This is a genomic window from Carboxylicivirga fragile (genome assembly GCF_050589805.1).
GTDB lineage: Bacteria > Bacteroidota > Bacteroidia > Bacteroidales > Marinilabiliaceae > Carboxylicivirga > Carboxylicivirga fragile.
This window is the reverse complement of record NZ_JBNGOY010000019.1, coordinates 1-17,794: the sequence shown is the minus strand read 5'-3', so window position 1 is coordinate 17,794 and position 17,794 is coordinate 1. Positions and strand designations below refer to the sequence as shown.

16 protein-coding genes are annotated in these 17,794 nt (G+C 36.3%); 13 read left to right on the top strand and 3 right to left on the bottom strand.

Annotation, left to right across the window (positions count from 1 at the left end):
• Positions 1-94 precede the first annotated feature (94 nt).
• From ACRD7B_RS10080 to ACRD7B_RS10070, 3 genes are all read left to right on the top strand, one after another.
• Positions 95-3,367: a TonB-dependent receptor gene (locus tag ACRD7B_RS10080; RefSeq protein ID WP_430824417.1), complete on the top strand. Its 3,273-nt coding sequence runs from the start codon at positions 95-97 to the stop codon at positions 3,365-3,367.
• 19 nt (positions 3,368-3,386) lie between these two features.
• Entirely contained in the window at positions 3,387-4,901 is a 1,515-nt protein-coding gene (locus ACRD7B_RS10075) for a BACON domain-containing protein (protein ID WP_430824416.1), read from the top strand.
• A gap of 338 nt (positions 4,902-5,239) precedes the next feature.
• On the top strand, positions 5,240-7,186 hold the full coding sequence (locus ACRD7B_RS10070) for an endonuclease (protein WP_430824415.1): 1,947 nt from the start codon (positions 5,240-5,242) through the stop codon (positions 7,184-7,186).
• A gap of 55 nt (positions 7,187-7,241) precedes the next feature.
• On the opposite strand, the gene ACRD7B_RS10065 is transcribed toward ACRD7B_RS10070, so the two are convergent.
• Complete coding sequence (locus ACRD7B_RS10065) at positions 7,242-7,451, bottom strand: FeoB-associated Cys-rich membrane protein (protein ID WP_430824414.1); 210 nt, start codon at positions 7,449-7,451, stop codon at positions 7,242-7,244.
• Between the two features lie 4 nt (positions 7,452-7,455).
• The gene (gene feoB, locus ACRD7B_RS10060) at positions 7,456-9,939 is read right to left on the bottom strand and encodes a ferrous iron transport protein B (protein ID WP_430824413.1); all 2,484 of its coding nucleotides are present in this window, start codon (positions 9,937-9,939) and stop codon (positions 7,456-7,458) included.
• Between the two features lie 167 nt (positions 9,940-10,106).
• Between feoB and ACRD7B_RS10055 the strand changes: the two genes are divergently transcribed.
• Together ACRD7B_RS10055 and ACRD7B_RS10050 are read left to right on the top strand one after the other, a co-directional pair.
• Positions 10,107-10,856, top strand: coding sequence for a hypothetical protein (locus tag ACRD7B_RS10055; protein ID WP_430824412.1), 750 nt, complete (start codon positions 10,107-10,109; stop codon positions 10,854-10,856).
• An 11-nt stretch (positions 10,857-10,867) separates the two neighbouring features.
• The gene (locus ACRD7B_RS10050) at positions 10,868-11,185 is read left to right on the top strand and encodes an MTH1187 family thiamine-binding protein (RefSeq protein ID WP_430824411.1); all 318 of its coding nucleotides are present in this window, start codon (positions 10,868-10,870) and stop codon (positions 11,183-11,185) included.
• Positions 11,186-11,220: 35 nt separating this feature from the next.
• Here ACRD7B_RS10050 and ACRD7B_RS10045 read toward each other — a convergent pair whose 3' ends face one another.
• Positions 11,221-11,595: a DUF3276 family protein gene (locus tag ACRD7B_RS10045; protein WP_430824410.1), complete on the bottom strand. Its 375-nt coding sequence runs from the start codon at positions 11,593-11,595 to the stop codon at positions 11,221-11,223.
• 452 nt (positions 11,596-12,047) lie between these two features.
• Between ACRD7B_RS10045 and nusB the strand changes: the two genes are divergently transcribed.
• From nusB to ACRD7B_RS10005, 8 genes are all read left to right on the top strand, one after another.
• On the top strand, positions 12,048-12,944 hold the full coding sequence (gene nusB / locus ACRD7B_RS10040; RefSeq protein WP_430824409.1) for a transcription antitermination factor NusB: 897 nt from the start codon (positions 12,048-12,050) through the stop codon (positions 12,942-12,944).
• Between the two features lie 10 nt (positions 12,945-12,954).
• A complete protein-coding gene (locus tag ACRD7B_RS10035) occupies positions 12,955-13,347 on the top strand; it encodes a DUF1573 domain-containing protein (RefSeq protein WP_430824408.1) in 393 nt (130 codons plus the stop codon).
• Positions 13,348-13,374: 27 nt separating this feature from the next.
• Positions 13,375-13,701, top strand: coding sequence for a preprotein translocase subunit YajC (yajC, locus tag ACRD7B_RS10030; RefSeq protein ID WP_430824407.1), 327 nt, complete (start codon positions 13,375-13,377; stop codon positions 13,699-13,701).
• A 53-nt stretch (positions 13,702-13,754) separates the two neighbouring features.
• Positions 13,755-14,771 (top strand): CdaR family protein, encoded by a 1,017-nt coding sequence (locus tag ACRD7B_RS10025; RefSeq protein ID WP_430824406.1) that lies wholly within the window; start codon positions 13,755-13,757, stop codon positions 14,769-14,771.
• Positions 14,771-15,346 (top strand): dephospho-CoA kinase, encoded by a 576-nt coding sequence (gene coaE, locus ACRD7B_RS10020; protein ID WP_430824405.1) that lies wholly within the window; start codon positions 14,771-14,773, stop codon positions 15,344-15,346. Before ACRD7B_RS10025 ends, coaE begins: the two co-directional genes overlap by 1 nt.
• Position 15,347: 1 nt before the next feature.
• Positions 15,348-16,079: a TerB family tellurite resistance protein gene (locus ACRD7B_RS10015; RefSeq protein ID WP_430824404.1), complete on the top strand. Its 732-nt coding sequence runs from the start codon at positions 15,348-15,350 to the stop codon at positions 16,077-16,079.
• A 79-nt stretch (positions 16,080-16,158) separates the two neighbouring features.
• Positions 16,159-16,590 (top strand): DUF5606 family protein, encoded by a 432-nt coding sequence (locus ACRD7B_RS10010; RefSeq protein WP_430824403.1) that lies wholly within the window; start codon positions 16,159-16,161, stop codon positions 16,588-16,590.
• A gap of 117 nt (positions 16,591-16,707) precedes the next feature.
• Positions 16,708-17,424, top strand: a complete 717-nt coding sequence (locus tag ACRD7B_RS10005; RefSeq protein ID WP_430824402.1) for a hypothetical protein — start codon at positions 16,708-16,710, stop codon at positions 17,422-17,424.
• The last annotated feature ends 370 nt before the right edge of the window (positions 17,425-17,794 follow it).

The window sequence follows — 17,794 nt, the reverse complement described above, 5'->3', positions numbered from 1 at the left end:
TGAATGCGGAGTTTTGCATGCGAATTGAGACTTTTATATTAAAAAAGACATACTTATAAACTGTAATATATTTACTGATTTAATTCTATCTATCATGAAAAGAGTATTTAGGTTATTTGCATCTATGATTATGCTTTTGGCATTTTTCATTTTGCAAACAAATGCACAGGTAACAACATCCAGTATGGGAGGGCGTGTTACTGATGCAGAAGGCACCATAATAGGTGCAACGGTAATTGCTACACATACACCTTCGGGAACTACTTATGGGACAGTAACCAACCTTGAGGGACGATTTAATTTTAACGGTATGCGTGTAGGTGGTCCTTATACAGTAACGGTTTCGTTTATTGGATATGGTGACTATACTCAAAACAATATTACACTAAGTTTGGCAGAGAACTATGTAATGGATGTTGTTCTTTCAGATGAGTCAACATCAATAGATGAAATTCTGGTAACAGCAGTTCGTACCAAATTTTCTAATGAAAAAACCGGAGCTGTAACTAATATTTCAAACGACCAAATTGTTAACTTGCCGTCAGTTAGTCGCAGTGTTACAGATATAACTCGCCTATCTCCTTATGGAGGTGATGGTATGAGTTTTGCTGGTGCAGATGGTCGTACAGCTAACTTTACAGTTGATGGTGCTAATTTCAACAATAACTTTGGTTTGAGCGATGCTCTTCCTGGTGGAGGTAATCCAATTTCCATTGAAGCAATTGATGAGTTGCAAGTTGTTATTGCTCCTTATGATGTGCGTCAAACTAACTTTATTGGTGGTGGTGTAAACGCTATTACAAAGTCGGGAACTAACACTTTTAAAGGGAGTGCTTATATATTTCATAGAAATGAAAACATGCGTGGAGATGCTGTTAATGGTCAACAAATAGCAGGTGCACGCGAAAAAGATCGTAATACTACTTATGGTTTAACTTTCGGTGGTCCAATTATCAAAAACAAATTATTTGTATTTTTTAATGCTGAACAAGCTAAGACACCAACCATTGCTAATCGATGGAGAGCTTCAACCGATGGAGTTGCTGATGCAGATAATTTTGTTTCACGAACAACAGAAAGTGACCTTCAAAAGGTATCTGATTTTGTTAGTAGCGAATATGGTTATAATACAGGGTCTTATACCAATTTTCCTGCTGATGAAAGCAACATTAAACTACTTGGTCGAATTGACTGGAATATTACGAATAAACATCGTTTAGCATTACGTTACAACTATACAAAGAACTCTTCTTGGAGATCTCCTAATGCAAGCTCTATGGATGGAGGAACTCGTATGTCTGAGGCACGTATGTCGCAAGCTTCAATGTCATATGCTAATTCGATGTATTCAATGGATAACCTTGTTCATTCATTCTCATTTGACTTAAACAGTCGATTATCAGATAACATATCGAACCAATTTTTGGCAACCTACTCAAAACTTGATGATGTTCGTGGAACAGATTCTGATCCTTTTCCATTTATTGATATTTTGAAGGACGACCAGGCCTACCTTTCTTTTGGTTACGAGTTATTTACCTGGAACAATGGTGTTCACAACGATGTAATAAATATTAAAGATGAAGTAACCTATTATTTAGGGAATCATAAAATATTTGGGGGTATTGCTTACGAATATAAGATGGCAGATAATGCCTATATGCGTAACGGTACCGGTTACTACCGATATACAAGTCTTGATGAATTCTTAAACGGTGGAACTCCTGAAATTGTAAACTTAACGTATGGCTACGATGGTGAAACTAATCCTGCAGCACGTGTGAGAAGTAATAAATTTGGAATATATGCTCAAGATGATTGGAGTGTTAATGACAGATTCAAACTCTCCTATGGACTTCGTCTTGATGCACTTGTTTTTAACAATGCGGATTTGATAACTAATCAAGCTATTAAAGATCTAGATTATAATGGCCGTAGTATTGATACAGGAAAATGGCCTGATGCAAACCTTATATTTTCTCCTCGAGTTGGCTTTGTATGGGATGCATTTGGAGACAAAAGCTTGAAAGTTCGTGGTGGTACTGGTATTTTCGCGGGTAATTTACCACTTGTATTCTTTACTAATATGCCTACCAATGGCGGTATGGTGCAATACCAGGCACAGATTAATCAGCAAAATGCTGCTAATAATGGTTTTACGATGGATGAATTTGCTGGTGGTCTTGTTACAGATGCTAACGGGAATCCAACAATTTCAGCACTATATAATAAATTGGCTGGATTAGGTTACCCCACTACTATTTCACCTGAAGACGGAACCGTTCCTTCTTCTATATCAGCTGTAGATTCAAAATTTAAAATGCCACAAGTATGGAAAACTTCAATTGCTGTTGATTATGCTTTTCCAACATCTTTCCCTTTTTCAGCAACAATAGAAGGGATCTACAATAAAACAATAAACGGAGTTACTCTGTCCGACTGGAGTATTCCAAACGTAGGTGGATTTGCTCGTTTTAACGGTGTTGACAACCGTCCTATTTATCCTGATGGCTACCGTACAAACACAAAAGCATTTGTTTTAGAAAATACAAGTAAAGGTTATGGCTGGTCGGCCAATATTACTTTAAATGCCAAACCTGCAGAATGGATTAGTGTGATGGCTGCTTATACGCATACTGTATCTAAAGATCTTACCGGTATGCCGGGTTCTAATGCTGAATCTGCATTTACTTATGTTCCTACCGTAGAAGGTCCAAATCATATTAAATTGCACAATTCACAATACACTACTCCTGATCGTCTTATAGCATCAATTACAGCACATGATAAGAGTGGTAACCACTATGGATTTATTTATGAAGGATGGCGAGGTGGCCGTAACTACTCATACATGTCGGTAAATGATATTAATAATGATGGCTACAACTACGATGCTATCTACGTCCCAACAGACGGTGAAGTAGCAAACAACGAATTCCGCTTTGTTTCTGAAGATGATAAAACACGTTTTATGGACTATGTTCATAATAATGACTATTTAAGCAATCAACAAGGTAAGTATGCTGAAGCCTATAGCGTATATTCTCCTTGGGTACATCGTGTTGATTTTAGCTACAAACATGATTTTTCATTTAAAACAGGAAACGTTGGGCACAAACTAAGACTTAGCTTTGATGTAAAAAATGTGATGAACCTTTTCAATTCCGAATGGGGTGTGGCGAAATATTTGAATCCAGAAATTGGTTCGGAGGCACGTATTCTAAAATATGAAGGAGTTGATGCTGATGGTGTGGCTACATTCTCAACACCTTCTTCAATCCATGCTAATACTAAAACTTGGACATCGAGCTACTCTTTGGGGCAGTGCTGGTATGCTTTAATTGGTATCAAATATATATTCAACTAATTTAAAGGAATAGATCATTATGAAACTAAGATATTTATTTCCAATATTCATCGCAATGCTTGCCCTAATGACAAGCTGTGAAGATGAAGAAAAGATGACATTACTTGATGAAATTCAGGTGTCTTCATCGTTCGTTTCGATTCCTCTAGACGGAGGTGCTACACCAATCATTGTTAAAGCTCAGGATAGCTGGACAGCAGAGAAAGTAATTACTGAGAAAGACGATGTTGAATGGTTAACAATCTCATCATCCTCTGGTAGTGCAGGCGAAACAGAGATATCCTTTTCTGCCGAAGGTGCTTTAGATGGTCGCACTGCGGAAGTTCTATTGCACTGTGCAGGTGTAACTCAGAGAATTAATGTAATGCAAGGGCTTGCGCAGATATCTGAGGCTCCTGTATCTGAGGTGCTTGAAGCTCCTGATGGAAAAACTTTCCGTGTTTCGGGTGTTTGTACTAACATTACGAATACCCTTTACGGTAACTGGTACTTGGAGGATGAAACAGGTTCAATCTATATTTATGGTACGCTTGATGCAAAAGGAGGAACAAAGAATTTTGAGAGTCTTGGACTCGAAGTTGGAGACGAAGTAACGATTGAAGGGCCAAAATCATCTTACAAAGGAAATCCTCAGATGGTGAATGTAATGGTTATTGAAATCCGAAAATCATTGGTAAAAGTTGAGTCGGTTGAACCTGCAGAACTTCCTGTTGAAGGTGGAGAGTGTATTGTTAATGTTACTTGCAAAGGCGAAGGACTGTCTGTTGAAATTCCTGAAGATGCAAAGTCCTGGTTATCAATTTCATCGATCCAAACCATTGGAACAAGTTCTGTTGTAACTTTCAAAGCTGCTGCTAATGAAGGTGGAGACCGTGAAACTACTCTTACATTCAGCACTACTGATGGAACAAAAGAATATACATCGCAAACCTCAATAAGTCAGGCAGGAGCGATTGTAGATGCTAGTATTGCAGAATTCCTTGCTGCTGAAGTCGGAAATACCCAATATCGTTTGTCCGGTGTTATTGCCGAAATTGATAATGATACCTATGGCAATTTATACTTGAGGGATTTCTCTGGTGAAGTTTTTGTTTACGGTATTGAAGATTTCCAAGATTACGCTTTAAAAGTCGGCGATATTATTACAATTGTTGGAACACGTTCTGCTTATAACGATAATCCGCAAGTAGGTGGGGCAGTATTAGAAAGCTCTATCCCTGTAACTTCAGCTACCATTGCAGAGGTGCTAACTAAACCTGACGATTCGAATACTTATTTTATGGTAACTGGTGAAATTACGTCGATTACAAGTGATACGTACGGTAATCTTTATTTGAAAGATGATAGCGGTGAAATATATGCGTATGGTTGTTACCCAGGTTATGGTGCATATAGTGACTATAGAAAGAACCTTATAACAGATAAGGGGATTAAAGTTGGCGATACTCTGACTATGATTGCCACTAAAGGATCTTATAATGGAGCAAATCAACTTGTTAAAGGTTTTTATTTTAGTCACGTTAGTGTAGAGTAAAAAAAACGGGTAGATATCAGTGGGTGATTATATCTCAATGAATTTACCATGTGTATTATAAAAAACCGCAATCGATTCGATTGCGGTCTTTTTATGGTAAAATGTTTGTGGTGAAAACATGTCATTAACAGTATAATCTGGTGTGCGTTATACATCTTTATTAACGCTCTAGTATTATGTCAGTTCGGTGATTGGGGCGATTTAAGTGGTTGTGATATTTTGTTTTAAAGTCTACTGTGGTGTGCATGTTTAAAAATAAATTAACAAAAATTAACACCTACTTAACTAACTCTTCCGACTGATTGGTCTATTTTGTGTTGATTTTTAAAAGACCAGCAATGAGATACTTAATAATTTTAACTTCCCTATTCGTCGGCCTCATGTCGATGGCTCAAAATGTTGTTGTTAACGAAGTTGATGCCGATACCCCAAATACAGATACCCAAGAGTTTATCGAATTAAAAACAGTTAGTGCCAATATGGTACTTGATGGCTATGTTGTGGTTTTATACAATGGGAACGGAGACCTAAGTTATAAAGCTTACGATTTAGATGGGTATACTTCTGATGCTAATGGACTATTTGTAATTGGATCAAGCAGTATAACACCTTCTCCTGATTATATTGTATCAAATGGTTTTTTGCAAAATGGACCGGATGCCGTTGCTATCTATCAGGACAATGCTTCAAGTTTTCCTATTGGAACTGTACCTACCACAATAAATTTGATTGATGCGCTTGTTTATGGAACCGATGATGCTGATGATACTGAACTGCTTATTAGTTTAGGTGAAACAATCCAATATGATGAAGCCGCTGCTGGGGATAAGGATAATCATTCCCTACAGAGATTAGCGAATGGTACTTATGAGGCGAAAGAGCCTACTCCAGGTGTTGAAAATGATGGTGGTGGATCTTTACTTCCAACTTTAACCATTAGTTCTGATAAATTAGCATATAGCGAAGATGAACTAGTTAGCTTGGTTTTTACTGTTTCTGAAAATGTTAATTCTGACCTTGTTTTAAACTATACTTTAGTAAATGATAATTTTTTAGTGGGTGATTATAATGGTGCAAATAGCCTTACTATAATTGCAGGTACATCCTCGATTTCTACGAATATAACACTCGTTGATGATGATTTGGTTGAAGGAACAGAATACATGAAGGTGGATGTCACCAATCTGGACACGGAATCTTATCAGGCAACCAACAATAATTACCTAATTAAAATATGGGATAATGATTATGATCAGGGTACTTGGGGCACACCAGTTAATCCAACTTTTGGTCTGGTTAGTTCAACTGCAACCGACGGTTATTATTCAAGTTTAAATGGAAAGTCAGGGCTTGCTTTAAAGGCAGCCATTACTGATATTGTTGCCAATGCTTCAGTCGTTCGTGCACAAACCTATGGTGATGTATGGGATATTTTGAAAGAGGCTGATGTTAATCCTGAAAATGAAGAAGAAATTTGGCTGTTGTATTCTGAGCACGGTAGAGCAAAGGCCGACCAACAGAGTTCTGGTTCACCTATTGGCAAATGGAATCGAGAACATGTTTATCCTCAGTCGCGAGGCGGTTTTAAAGATGGTACTCCAACATCCTCGGATGGAAAGGATATATACATGAGCACAAGCGCAAGTAATCTTGATCACGGTCATTCTGATGCGCATGCTTTACGTCCAGCTGATTCATCAGTGAACTCTAGTCGTAGTAATAAGGATTACGGACAGGAATACGGTGGCCCCTCTGGTAATGTTGGAAGTTGGCACGGTGATGTGGCGCGTAGTTTAATGTATATGGCCTGTCGTTATAATGGTTTAGCTGTTGTGAGCGGTAATCCTGAGAATACAACAGTTGGTGAAATGGGAGATCTCACATACTTATTGGCTTGGCATGTAAATGATAAACCTGATGATTATGAAATGAATCGTAATAATGTAATTTACGATTGGCAGAAAAATAGAAATCCATTTATTGATATGCCCGAACTTGTTGATTATGTGTTTGGAGATAAGGTAGGAGATGTGTGGAATGGAAGTACTGGTATAGAATCTGGAACTAGTAGCTTGTCATTTTATCCAAATCCTGTTATTAGTCATATTGTTTTTGATGAGATGATTGATGGTAAATTATCGGTTCTAAGTCTTAGTGGTAATGTTGTATTCACCGAAATGATAAGTGGGAATAGCGTTGATTTATCGGGTTTAGATCAAGGCATGTATTTATATCAGATTGTTAGTGATACAAAACAATACAATGGTAAATTTTTAAAGAAATAGAAAATATGGACTGTTTAAGCAAAAATGACTACTCAAAAGGGTAGTCATTTTTGTTCTATTGAACTTTGATTTTGTCTTGTATCAGAGTTGGAAATTTACCTTTACCAATGTCTTCGAACAATTCAGTTTTTGCTTCGCATGAAGTACATCCACCACTACCACAGGCCGATTGCATGTGCTTTGGTTTAAATAGCCGCCAAAAGAACATAAATACCTGATAAAAGGCCCAGACTACGGTTAGGTATGTAAGTATATCCTGTATCATAAAATTATAACAAAAGTTGGCCTATCTGGTTCACTGCAAATGCCATTAGCCAAGCTAAGCCGGTGGTGTAGCCAATTGTAAATAAAGCCCATTTCCAGGATCCACTTTCCTTTTTAATAGCTGCTATCACAGCAACGCAAGGGAAATAGATTAGAATAAATACAAGAAAGGCCAATGAAGATATGGGGTTAAAAACTTTATCACCGTTGGCATATTCTTCCTCTCTTAAGCGAGTCATTAGTTGTTTGCCATCCTCTTCGTCTTCGGTTTGATAAAGTACTGCCATGGTGCTTATTACAATTTCTTTGGCAGCAATGCCGGTTATTAAGCTTACACCCATTTTCCAATCAAATCCTAAGGGAGCTATTACGGGCTGAATTGATTTACCTAGTTTGCCAATATATGTCTTTTCTCGAAGTTCACTGTTTTTAGCATACCTTAGAGAATCAACCTTCTTATTCAGTTGTACTAGTATTTCTGGGTTGCCATTAACGGATTCTGATTGTTCTTTATATTTGCTCTCTAATGATTCAATTTTTTGATCGTAAGTATTAGCTATTTCTACGTTACGAGGGAAATAACCTAAGAACCATATAATGATTGAAGCAACCAAGATTATTCCACCCATCTTTTTCAAATACTGATAACCTTTGTTCCACATGTGGCGCAAGGTATTTTTTAAGGTAGGAAGACGATAGGGTGGGAGTTCCATAACAAAGGGAACGTCATCATGATTAAAAAGGAAACGTTTAAAAATACGTGCTATCAAAACAGCAATTAATATACCCCCGCCATACATGGCAAATAATATGGTACTTGCATTATTTGGAAAAACGGCTCCAATGATTAGTATATAAACCGGTAATCGCGCACTGCACGACATAAACGGATTAATCAACATGGTAAGTATGCGGTTATTCTTGTTCTCGATGGTTCGGGTTGCCATGATAGCGGGTACATTACAGCCAAAGCCCATCACCAATGGAATAAATGATTTGCCATGCAAACCCATCTTATGCATAATTCTATCCATAATGAAGGCAGCACGAGCCATGTAGCCTGTATCTTCCATAAAAGAGATGAAGAAGAAAAGAATCAGAATATTGGGTAAGAATATAATTACACCACCTACACCGCCAATTACACCATCTACTACCAGATCTTTAAATGTACCATTGGGCATTACATTGTTTAAAAAATCAGAAAGAAAACCAACGCCTGCGTCAATCCAGTTCATAGGGTATTCGCCCAATCGAAAAGTACTGAGGAACATTATCCACATAAAGAAAATGAAGATAGGGAAGCCCCAGAATTTATGCGTTATAAAATTATCGAGGAATTCTGTTTTGCGTTTTTTTGTTCGAGGATTTTCTTTAAATGTTTCCAATAGTGCACCAGCAACAAATCCATATTTGGAGTCTGTAATTAGTGTTTCGGTATCCTCGTGGCTCTGTTTCTCTATCTTTTTAATTTGTGAATCTATCTCATTGACCAAAGGTGCGTATTGCTCTTTGTCTTTCAAGAATTCTATTAGTTGTGCATCTTTTTCAAGTGCTTTAATGGCAATGTACCTTGGCGACATGCGATTTTTCAAATCACCATTACTTGATAAGTGATCTTCAATTTTATCAATGGCAGTTTCTAGCAGGGAACCATAATTAATATGTATGTGTCGAAGCGTTTTGTCACGATCCTCATATACATCAATAAGTTTGTCAAATAGCTTGTTAACCCCTTTACCTTTTGAGCCTATTGTAGGTACAAAAGGAATGCCTAACATTTTGCCAAGTTGATTATGTGCTAACTTATTACCTTTTTTCTCAAGTTCATCGTACATGTTGAGGGCAACAACAACCTTGATATCCATATCAATCAACTGTGTTGTCAGAAAGAGGTTTCTTTCAAGATTAGAACTATCCAGTACGTTAACAACTATATCAGGAGCTTCTTCAAGGATATGTTCTCTTACGTAGGTTTCCTCGGGCGAATAGGCCGATATACTATAGGTTCCGGGTAAATCAATAATGTTGAATTGGTAATTGTTGTGGCTAAAAGTTGCGGCCTTGGCATCAACCGTAACGCCACTATAATTACCTACATGTTCTTTTGAGCCACTGGCATAGTTAAATAAAGTAGTTTTACCACAGTTGGGATTGCCAACAAGAGCAATGTTGATCGTTTTAAGCTTTTTTGAAGCTGATTGTTTTAGGATGTCATCAGTGAATGTTCCTAAAAAATCTTGGGGTCCCGATTGTATTGCTTCTTTTTCTGTTACAACTTCAACCAGTTGCGCCTCACTTCGACGCAAGGAAACTTTATAATCTAAAATTTGGTATTCAATGGGGTCTTTAAGGGGAGCGTTCTTAATAACCGTCACCTTCTTACCTTTTACAAATCCCATCTCAATAATACGTCTTCGAAAGGCGCCATGTCCTTTTACCTTAACGATTACGCCCGTAGCGTCGTTGCCTAATTCAGATAATTTCATTAAAAAATGCCCCTAAGTTGAAACGTCTTGTAAAAAATTACGTTTACAAAAATAATCTTGTTATTGGTTTGCTGCAATAGCTATTTATAGGGATTTTTCCCTATTTGAATAAAGAAAGGCAAATTAATACTTATTTATAACATTATTGAAATTAATATAGATTTTCTATGAACAGTCTGAATGCATTTGATAACATGAGGAAGATGGTGAAGCGTCATTCAGGAAATGTTTCAATCTTGGAAGATGAAATTGACTTACAATTGCAAATGCAATATTTTAAGGAAAGTAAGGTCGCGAAGAAGGATTTAAAGAAGAATGTTGTACTCAAGGATAAAGGTCTTTTATTTAGTGATGAATTAGGTCTGGAGCAAAAAAGAGTATTACTAACCCAGTTGGCCTCAGTTAATAAGGTAGAAGCCTTAAGAGCTATTGAGGAGTATAATAAACAGCCTGATGAGTCGCTTGAAGAATGGGGTAAATTAGCCTTTCAAGAAAGCAAAATGTTAATTGAGAGTTCGCTGCTCGATGTACCTCCCTTATTTATATCAACAGGTTTAGGTGGTAAAGGAAATAAATTACGTTACTTTATTGTGGTTCGAGCTCGCGAAGGTGGTTATTTTAGTGAAGTGCAAGAGAATTTAGTGCGAAGTGAATTTGTGTTTGCCTTTAAAAAGTATAATGCGGAATTAGAGAGTATTGAATTTTACGGACACTTGGCTACCATAACTGGTTTAATTCCTTTAGAAGCAGGATTAAAGGATTTGTTTACAATGATTGTAAAAAACTGTAATGAGCTGGGTAACTTTCTTGATAGCTCATTTATGGTGTCCAATGTTAAAAAGTTAAGGTTGGATGAAATAGAAAAAGCAATTGAAGTAGAGCGACAAGAAATGAAAGACGATAAGGTAAATCCATAAAATATTTAAACGTGAATTTTAAAAATAGTCAGGTAAACGTTGCTATCCAGGTCTTGCCCTTAACCAAAGCTGAACATGTTTATCCAATCGTGGATGAAGCAATTAAAATAATCGAACAATCAGGATTGAAATATAGGGTTTGTCCCTTCGAAACGGTTATTGAAGGTTCTTACTCCGAAGTAATGGGTGTTGTGGAAAAGGTTCAGGCGGCTTGTTATAATGCTGGCGCTGAAAATTTGATCTGTAATTTGAAGATACAGTCTAGTAAGGTTAAAGAAGTTAGGATAGAAGATAAGGTTGAAAAATATGACATAAAAAAAGGCTGTTGATAAACAGCCTTTTGTAATATTATTAACGCGATTACCTATTCGTGCAAATCTTCAAATTCAACACTGGTATATTCCGCGGCTGGTATTGCATCAGCTGTAACCAATTCTTCTACTTTTTCTTGAATGGCTTCAAATGGTTGATTCTTCTTAATAAAGTCAACTGTTTCCTGCAGGCCATCTACAAACTTATCAAAGTCTTCTTTGTATAAAAATACCTTGTGCTTTTCGAAGTGATACCTACCATCCTGGTCGTAACGTTTTTTACTTTCAGTAATTGTCAGGTAGTAATCATTTTTACGAGTTGCCTTAACATCAAAAAAATAGGTTCGTTTTCCTGCTCTTACTGCTTTTGAAAAAATCTCTTCTCTGTCGTTTTTTACTTGTCCATCTTGTTTTTCAAATCCTTCCATTGTGTTGTGTTTAGGAAACAATAGTATGCTCCAAAAGTGGTAATTATTTCGGTATTAACCAATCTTTTTTTACAAAATTTTTCTGTTTTTTAAGATAATTAAACACTATTATTTTAGTGAATCAAGTATACTTTGAGTTTTGGTTTATTACTGTATCTCCTATTTTAACTGCGATTTAGTAAGTTTAGCGATTTGATTTGCAGACATTTTATTTACAAATCTGTTTATACATATAAATATTAATGCTATTAACCTTGGCTCTTTTGTTAAAGTAATTCTAAAAGATAGATTGGAGGTATTGAATACTAACTTTTATTAATAATAATCGCATTCTTCCAATAAAAATAGCTTGATGCAATTAAAAAAAAAGCTACTTTTGCATCATAATACAAAGTAAAAAAAGTTCTTTAAGGATGTTAAGCAGAAGATTGTTAAGGGTAAAGGTTATGCAAATGGCTTATGCACATTACCAAAAGGGTGAGTCGTCCATTCAGCAAACCGAGAAAGAGTTGTTTCATAGCATTACCAAATCTCACGAGTTATATCATACGTTGATGCTATTATTGCTCGAATTAAAGTCGTTCGGAGAAAAACGAATCGAGTTTCGAAAGCAAAAGAATCGTCCTTCAGAAGAAGATTTAAATCCAAATACACGTTTTGTCGATAATGCCTTTCTGATTCAGTTAGCAGATAATACTGAACTGATTGCGTATAATCAGAAAAATGGAAATCCATGGGTAGATCATCCTGAGGTGGTTAAGTCTATTTTTGAGGTGGTTATCGAATCGCAAATGTACGCCGATTACATGGCATTAGAAACCAGCGACTACGAGGCGGATAATAAATTCATAGCTAAGCTAATTGAGAAAGTAATTGCGCCTTACGAAGGTTTATATACTAAGTTCGAAGAGGAGAGTGTTTACTGGAACGATGAAATTGAATTTATCATTTCGATGGTTGTGAAAACTGTTAAGGGATTCGATCCAGAAAATGGCGATGCTGAAAAGTTACTTCCGGAGTTTAAAGATGAGGAGGATAAAGATTTTGTGCAGAACCTAATGCGTAAGACATTGGTGAACCGTAAAGATCATGTTGAATTAATCCGTAAGTTTACTAAAAACTGGGATTTTGAAAGGGTGGCATTTATGGATATTGTGTTGATGCAGATTGCTATTACAGAGATTACCGAGTTTAAGAATATTCCAATTAATGTATCGTTGAATGAGTACATTGAAATCGCTAAATTTTATTCAACCAATAAAAGCGGTTTATTCATAAATGGTGTATTGGATAAGGTTGTTGAGCACTTGATCGAGGAAAAGGTGATTGCAAAGCCAACAAAAGCGTAGGTTTAGTATAATGAAACTGTTAGTAACAATTTTTCTGTTGGTTACTTTACTTGGCTGTTCTTCTTCGAGTTCTAAAAATGAAGGTAAAGGCACTAAAGGGTTTCTTAGTTTTACTGAGAAAGTACATAACTTTGGAACGATTAAACATGGTGATGTAGTTGGTTATCAGTTTTCATGTGTTAATACAGGAACTGAGCCGGTTCGGATTCTTGATGTGAAGAAGGGCTGTGGATGCACAGATGTTAAGTATCCTGAACAACCAGTGTTGGCGGGAGATTCGGCTGTAGTCGAATTAATTTTTGATACAAAGGGCTGGCAAGGCCGTCAGGTGAAACAAGTAACTGTTTTAACAAACGACTCGGTTGGATTTAAAGAATTGCGAATTTGGGCAGATGTTAATTGATAATATTGAAATAATAATAAGAATAGTATGAGTTTATTAAATGTATTTTTAAGCCTTCCGCCACAAGCAGCTGAAGGTGCGAACCCAATAATGTCATTTGCACCATTCATTTTGGTGATTGTTGTATTTTATTTCTTTATGATTCGTCCTCAGATGAAGCGTCAGAAAGAATTACGCAAGTACCGCGAGGCATTAAAAAAAGGTGATAAAGTTATAACCACTGGTGGTATCTATGGAAAAGTTGCTGAAGTAAAAGAGCAATTTATTTCGGTTGAAATTGCCGATGGTGTTAAAGTGAAAATGGATAAATCTGCCATTGTTATGGACATGACAGATGTTCCGGCTAAGAAGTAATTTTTATTTAGTTGGGTCATTGATTACATTTGTGTATCAATGACCCTTTTTTTATGGAAAAAGTTAAAGCATTTTTTGCCAAATATATACAGATTCTAAAGCAGAATATCAATGAATTGCGCGAAGATAAAAACGCGCTAATCTTTATGGTATTCCTGTTTTTGTCTACTTGTTTCTGGATTCTACTGGCTCTTAGTAAAGACGATTATAACACCGAATTGGATTATCCGGTACGCTTTACAAATAACAACCAAAACGAATTAATTAAGGTTGATTTGCGCAGAGACCTCACTTTAAAAGTTAAAGGAGGAGGTTTTTCAATACTCAAGTATCAATTAAATGATCAATTTTTAACCGAAAGTATTGACCTAACTGACTTGCCACGTATCACGATGAACGAAACTCAGGGGGTTGTTTTGAGTACCAGTCAATACATGACGCGCATTGAAGGCCGATTGGCAAATGGTTTATCCTTATTAGATATAAGTCCGGATACTTTATTTATTCCGCTTGAAGAGAAAATATCTAAGAAAGTGCCTGTAAGATTAATGGCCAATATTAGCTTCGAACAGCAATGTCAGTTGGCGGGTGACATTTCTCTTAACCCTGATTCTGTATTAATCTCTGGATCACAGAATATAATAGATACCTTACAATTCATCGATTCAAAGCAGCTTGATTTTGAAGATCTCAAAGATACGATTGTAAGAAATGTGGCATTAAAAGAGTATGATTGGGTTGAAATATCACCTAAACGCGTTGTATTAAATATTCCAGTAGAACCATTTACCGAAACAAGTGTATTGGTTCCTGTTCAATCGCTTAACTTACCAGATTCTCTTGATCTTAAGTCGTTCCCTTCGCAGATAAAAGTGTCTTATCGGGTTGGTTTGTCAAATAAACTTTTTGGTTCTCAGGATTTTAAAGTCGTTATCGACTTTAATGATTACAACTTAAATAAATTACCAACTCGTTTGAAGTTAAAAATGCTGAAAACGCCCGATGGTATTAGTAATCTGGATTATTCTCCGGTATTTATCGAGTACTTGCTTGAAAAAAGTTGTAAATAATGATTAGAGTTGGTTTAACAGGTGGTATTGGCAGTGGTAAATCCACTGTTGCGAAATTGCTGGAGGTGATGGGGCTACCTGTTTTTTATGCCGACTACGAGGCTAAGTATTTGATGCGGACTGATGAAGAATTGAAAGAGAAAATAATAAGGCTGCTAGGCTCAGATGCCTATAAAAAGACCGAACTAAACAGAGTGTATATAGCTAAGAGGGTTTTTGGTAATTCTGATCTGCTTAATCAATTAAATAGAATTGTACATCCTGCCGTTCGCAACCATTTCGAAACTTGGTGTACGAAGTTTGTGGATGCGCATGTACTTATTCAAGAAGCTGCTATTTTATTTGAAAATGATAGCCATCATTATTTTGATAAAACTATTTTGGTAACCGCGCCTGAACATGTTCGAATTGATCGTGTTATGAAAAGGGATGAAAGTAGTGAGATGGATATACGCGCAAGGATTGCTAATCAGTGGTCGGATGATAAAAAGAAGACCTTGGCAGACTTTGTAATCAGCAACAATAATGATGAACTGCTGATTGTTCAATTAAGTAAAATTATTAAAAGTTTATAATATGGGTTTTTTAGGATCGTTATTGGGTGCTGGCCTTGGCTGGTGGTTGCTCGGGCCAATTGGAGGGATTATGGGTTTAGTGTTTGGGCACCTGAGTGAAGAAAATTCATCCTTTATAAATAAAGACGATCAACAACGATCAGCTCAAAATCGAAATGGATTCCTGGCTTCTCTATTGGTGTTAATGGCTGCAGTTATGAAAGCGGATGGAAAAGTGGTTAAAGCTGAGCTTGATTTCGTAAAGCGTAGTTTGGTTGGAACATTTGGTGAAAGGCAAGCAGCAGATGCCTTGCTTATGTTGCGCAATATTCTTAAACAAGATATTCCAATCAATGATGTTGTACTGCAAATCAGGCGTAACCTTAAATATCCATCAAAATTAGAACTAATTCATTTATTGTACGGAATTGCTTTATCCGATGGTAATTTCTCAAAAGCTGAACAGGTTCTGATACAAAACGTAGCAATAGGATTAGGCATTTCTCCAAGCGATTTTGATTCGATAAAAGCAACTTTTGGAGGATCGGATTTATCCACAGCTTATAAAATCCTTGAAATTGATGAAAATGCTTCAGATGCTGAATTAAAAAAAGCTTATCGCCGAATGGCTGTTCGTTATCACCCCGATAAGGTGGCACAATTGGGTGATGATGTGAAGAAAAGTGCGGAAGAGAAGTTCAAAAAGGTTGGTGAAGCCTACGAAATCATAAAAAAGGAGCGCGGAATTAAATAATTACCTATTAAAGATTGAAGATTTATTTTGACTAAAGCGGATTAGTTTTATTTTTGCAGCAAATATTAAATAGAAATTTATGTTGAAAGGATTATTAGCTATTTCTGGGCAACGCGGATTGTTTAAGATGGTATCACAAGCCAAAAACTCAATTATTGTAGAATCTTTGATTGATGGTAAGAGAATGCCGGCATATGCTACTTCCCGTATTAGTGCCCTTGAGGATATATCTATATATACCGATGATGAGGATGTTAAGTTATTTGATGTGTTCAAGGCTATTTATGAAAAGGAGAATGGTGGTCAAGCTATTAATCCTAAAAGTTCAGGAAACGAATTGAAAAAGTATTTTACTGAAATTCTTCCTTTGTACGATAAAGAGCGCGTTTATGTGTCTGATATCAAGAAGGTACTTACTTGGTATAACCTATTGATTGAACAAGGATTGTTTGATCCGAATGCTGTTGAGGAAGAAGAAGTAGAAGCAGAGGAGCCTAAGGGTGAAGAGTAAGGTTTTTAATAAAAAATGATATTGAAGGGTGTTTCGTTTTCGAAACACCTTTTTTATTTGTAATATGCATTTCAGAATAGAGTAACACAATTTTTAAACTAACCTAAATATATTATTATGAGATTAATAGTACTATGTTTTGTAATTCTAGCATCATCAATAATTGTTAATGCCCAAACGGATGTATATAGTGTAACGAGTGGTGAATTAATTTTTGGATGGGCTGATGTTCAGCAGCGTCCATTGGATGGAGGAGAGTTGGAGACCGTTTCGAGTAACCTTCGTTTTACATTGTTTTTACACCTGGGGCAATATGTTCATATGGATTTTACCAACTCACTTGGTTTATATTCCGGATTAGCTCTGCGTAATATTGGTTTTATTACTGAGGATAGTTCAATGGGTATAGAAAAAGAAAAGCATCGATCGTATTCGGTTGGAATTCCCTTGGCACTTAAGTTAGGAAGCTTTGATAAAAGTTTCTATATGTTTGGTGGAGCCGAATATGAGTTATTGTTTCACTATAAGTTTAAGTATTGGCAAAATGGCGATAAGTATAAAACGACCGAATGGTTTAGTAATAGAACCAAACGTTTTGTCCCTTCTGTTTTTGCTGGTGTTCAATTTCCGCACGGTCTTAACGTAAAGTTTCGCTATTATTTGGATGATTTTTTGAATAATGACTTTAAAAAGGGAGATTCTCCAATTAATGATTACTCACGTTTTGGTAAAACTCAAATGTTTCATGTGTCGGTTTGCTGGCAATTCCGTACAGATAAGTTGTGGAAAGCTTTTGAAGGAGACGCTTGGGATGATTATAAAGCAAATTTGTAATTCGATAATTCATATCATTCAAAAAGAGGTTCGCAATTGGAGCCTCTTTTTTTCTTTCTCTAACCCCCACGTATCCAGTCACTAAAAATCCTCGTAAAAACTTTCTTCAAAAAACTTTCGCATAACATTTGGAAGTGTAAAAATAAGTCTGTTATTTTGCACCCGCTTTGAGAGAAATACATGGTTGATTAAGGGGCACAGAGGCAGCAAGGGCTGCTGAAAAGGAGTAACATTTTGGAATGATTTTTTGGATTGAAGAAAAGGATTTGAGGTGGTTTTAGCACTCAAAAATAAACTTCAAAAAAAGCTGAAAAAACATTTGGAAAGGACGGATAAAAGTTCTTACCTTTGTCGCCGCTTCCCGCGATAG

What these genes read in the sequence shown, in the direction of transcription:
- ACRD7B_RS10080 (WP_430824417.1), top strand. Translation starts at nt 95, where the DNA reads ATGAAAAGAGTATTTAGGTTATTTGCATCTATGATTATGCTTTTGGCA.
- ACRD7B_RS10075 (WP_430824416.1), top strand. Translation starts at nt 3,387, where the DNA reads ATGAAACTAAGATATTTATTTCCAATATTCATCGCAATGCTTGCCCTA.
- ACRD7B_RS10070 (WP_430824415.1), top strand. Translation starts at nt 5,240, where the DNA reads ATGAGATACTTAATAATTTTAACTTCCCTATTCGTCGGCCTCATGTCG.
- ACRD7B_RS10065 (WP_430824414.1), bottom strand. Translation starts at nt 7,451, where the DNA reads ATGATACAGGATATACTTACATACCTAACCGTAGTCTGGGCCTTTTAT.
- feoB (WP_430824413.1), bottom strand. Translation starts at nt 9,939, where the DNA reads ATGAAATTATCTGAATTAGGCAACGACGCTACGGGCGTAATCGTTAAG.
- ACRD7B_RS10055 (WP_430824412.1), top strand. Translation starts at nt 10,107, where the DNA reads ATGAACAGTCTGAATGCATTTGATAACATGAGGAAGATGGTGAAGCGT.
- ACRD7B_RS10045 (WP_430824410.1), bottom strand. Translation starts at nt 11,595, where the DNA reads ATGGAAGGATTTGAAAAACAAGATGGACAAGTAAAAAACGACAGAGAA.
- nusB (WP_430824409.1), top strand. Translation starts at nt 12,048, where the DNA reads ATGGCTTATGCACATTACCAAAAGGGTGAGTCGTCCATTCAGCAAACC.
- ACRD7B_RS10035 (WP_430824408.1), top strand. Translation starts at nt 12,955, where the DNA reads ATGAAACTGTTAGTAACAATTTTTCTGTTGGTTACTTTACTTGGCTGT.
- yajC (WP_430824407.1), top strand. Translation starts at nt 13,375, where the DNA reads ATGAGTTTATTAAATGTATTTTTAAGCCTTCCGCCACAAGCAGCTGAA.
- ACRD7B_RS10025 (WP_430824406.1), top strand. Translation starts at nt 13,755, where the DNA reads ATGGAAAAAGTTAAAGCATTTTTTGCCAAATATATACAGATTCTAAAG.
- coaE (WP_430824405.1), top strand. Translation starts at nt 14,771, where the DNA reads ATGATTAGAGTTGGTTTAACAGGTGGTATTGGCAGTGGTAAATCCACT.
- ACRD7B_RS10015 (WP_430824404.1), top strand. Translation starts at nt 15,348, where the DNA reads ATGGGTTTTTTAGGATCGTTATTGGGTGCTGGCCTTGGCTGGTGGTTG.
- ACRD7B_RS10010 (WP_430824403.1), top strand. Translation starts at nt 16,159, where the DNA reads ATGTTGAAAGGATTATTAGCTATTTCTGGGCAACGCGGATTGTTTAAG.
- ACRD7B_RS10005 (WP_430824402.1), top strand. Translation starts at nt 16,708, where the DNA reads ATGAGATTAATAGTACTATGTTTTGTAATTCTAGCATCATCAATAATT.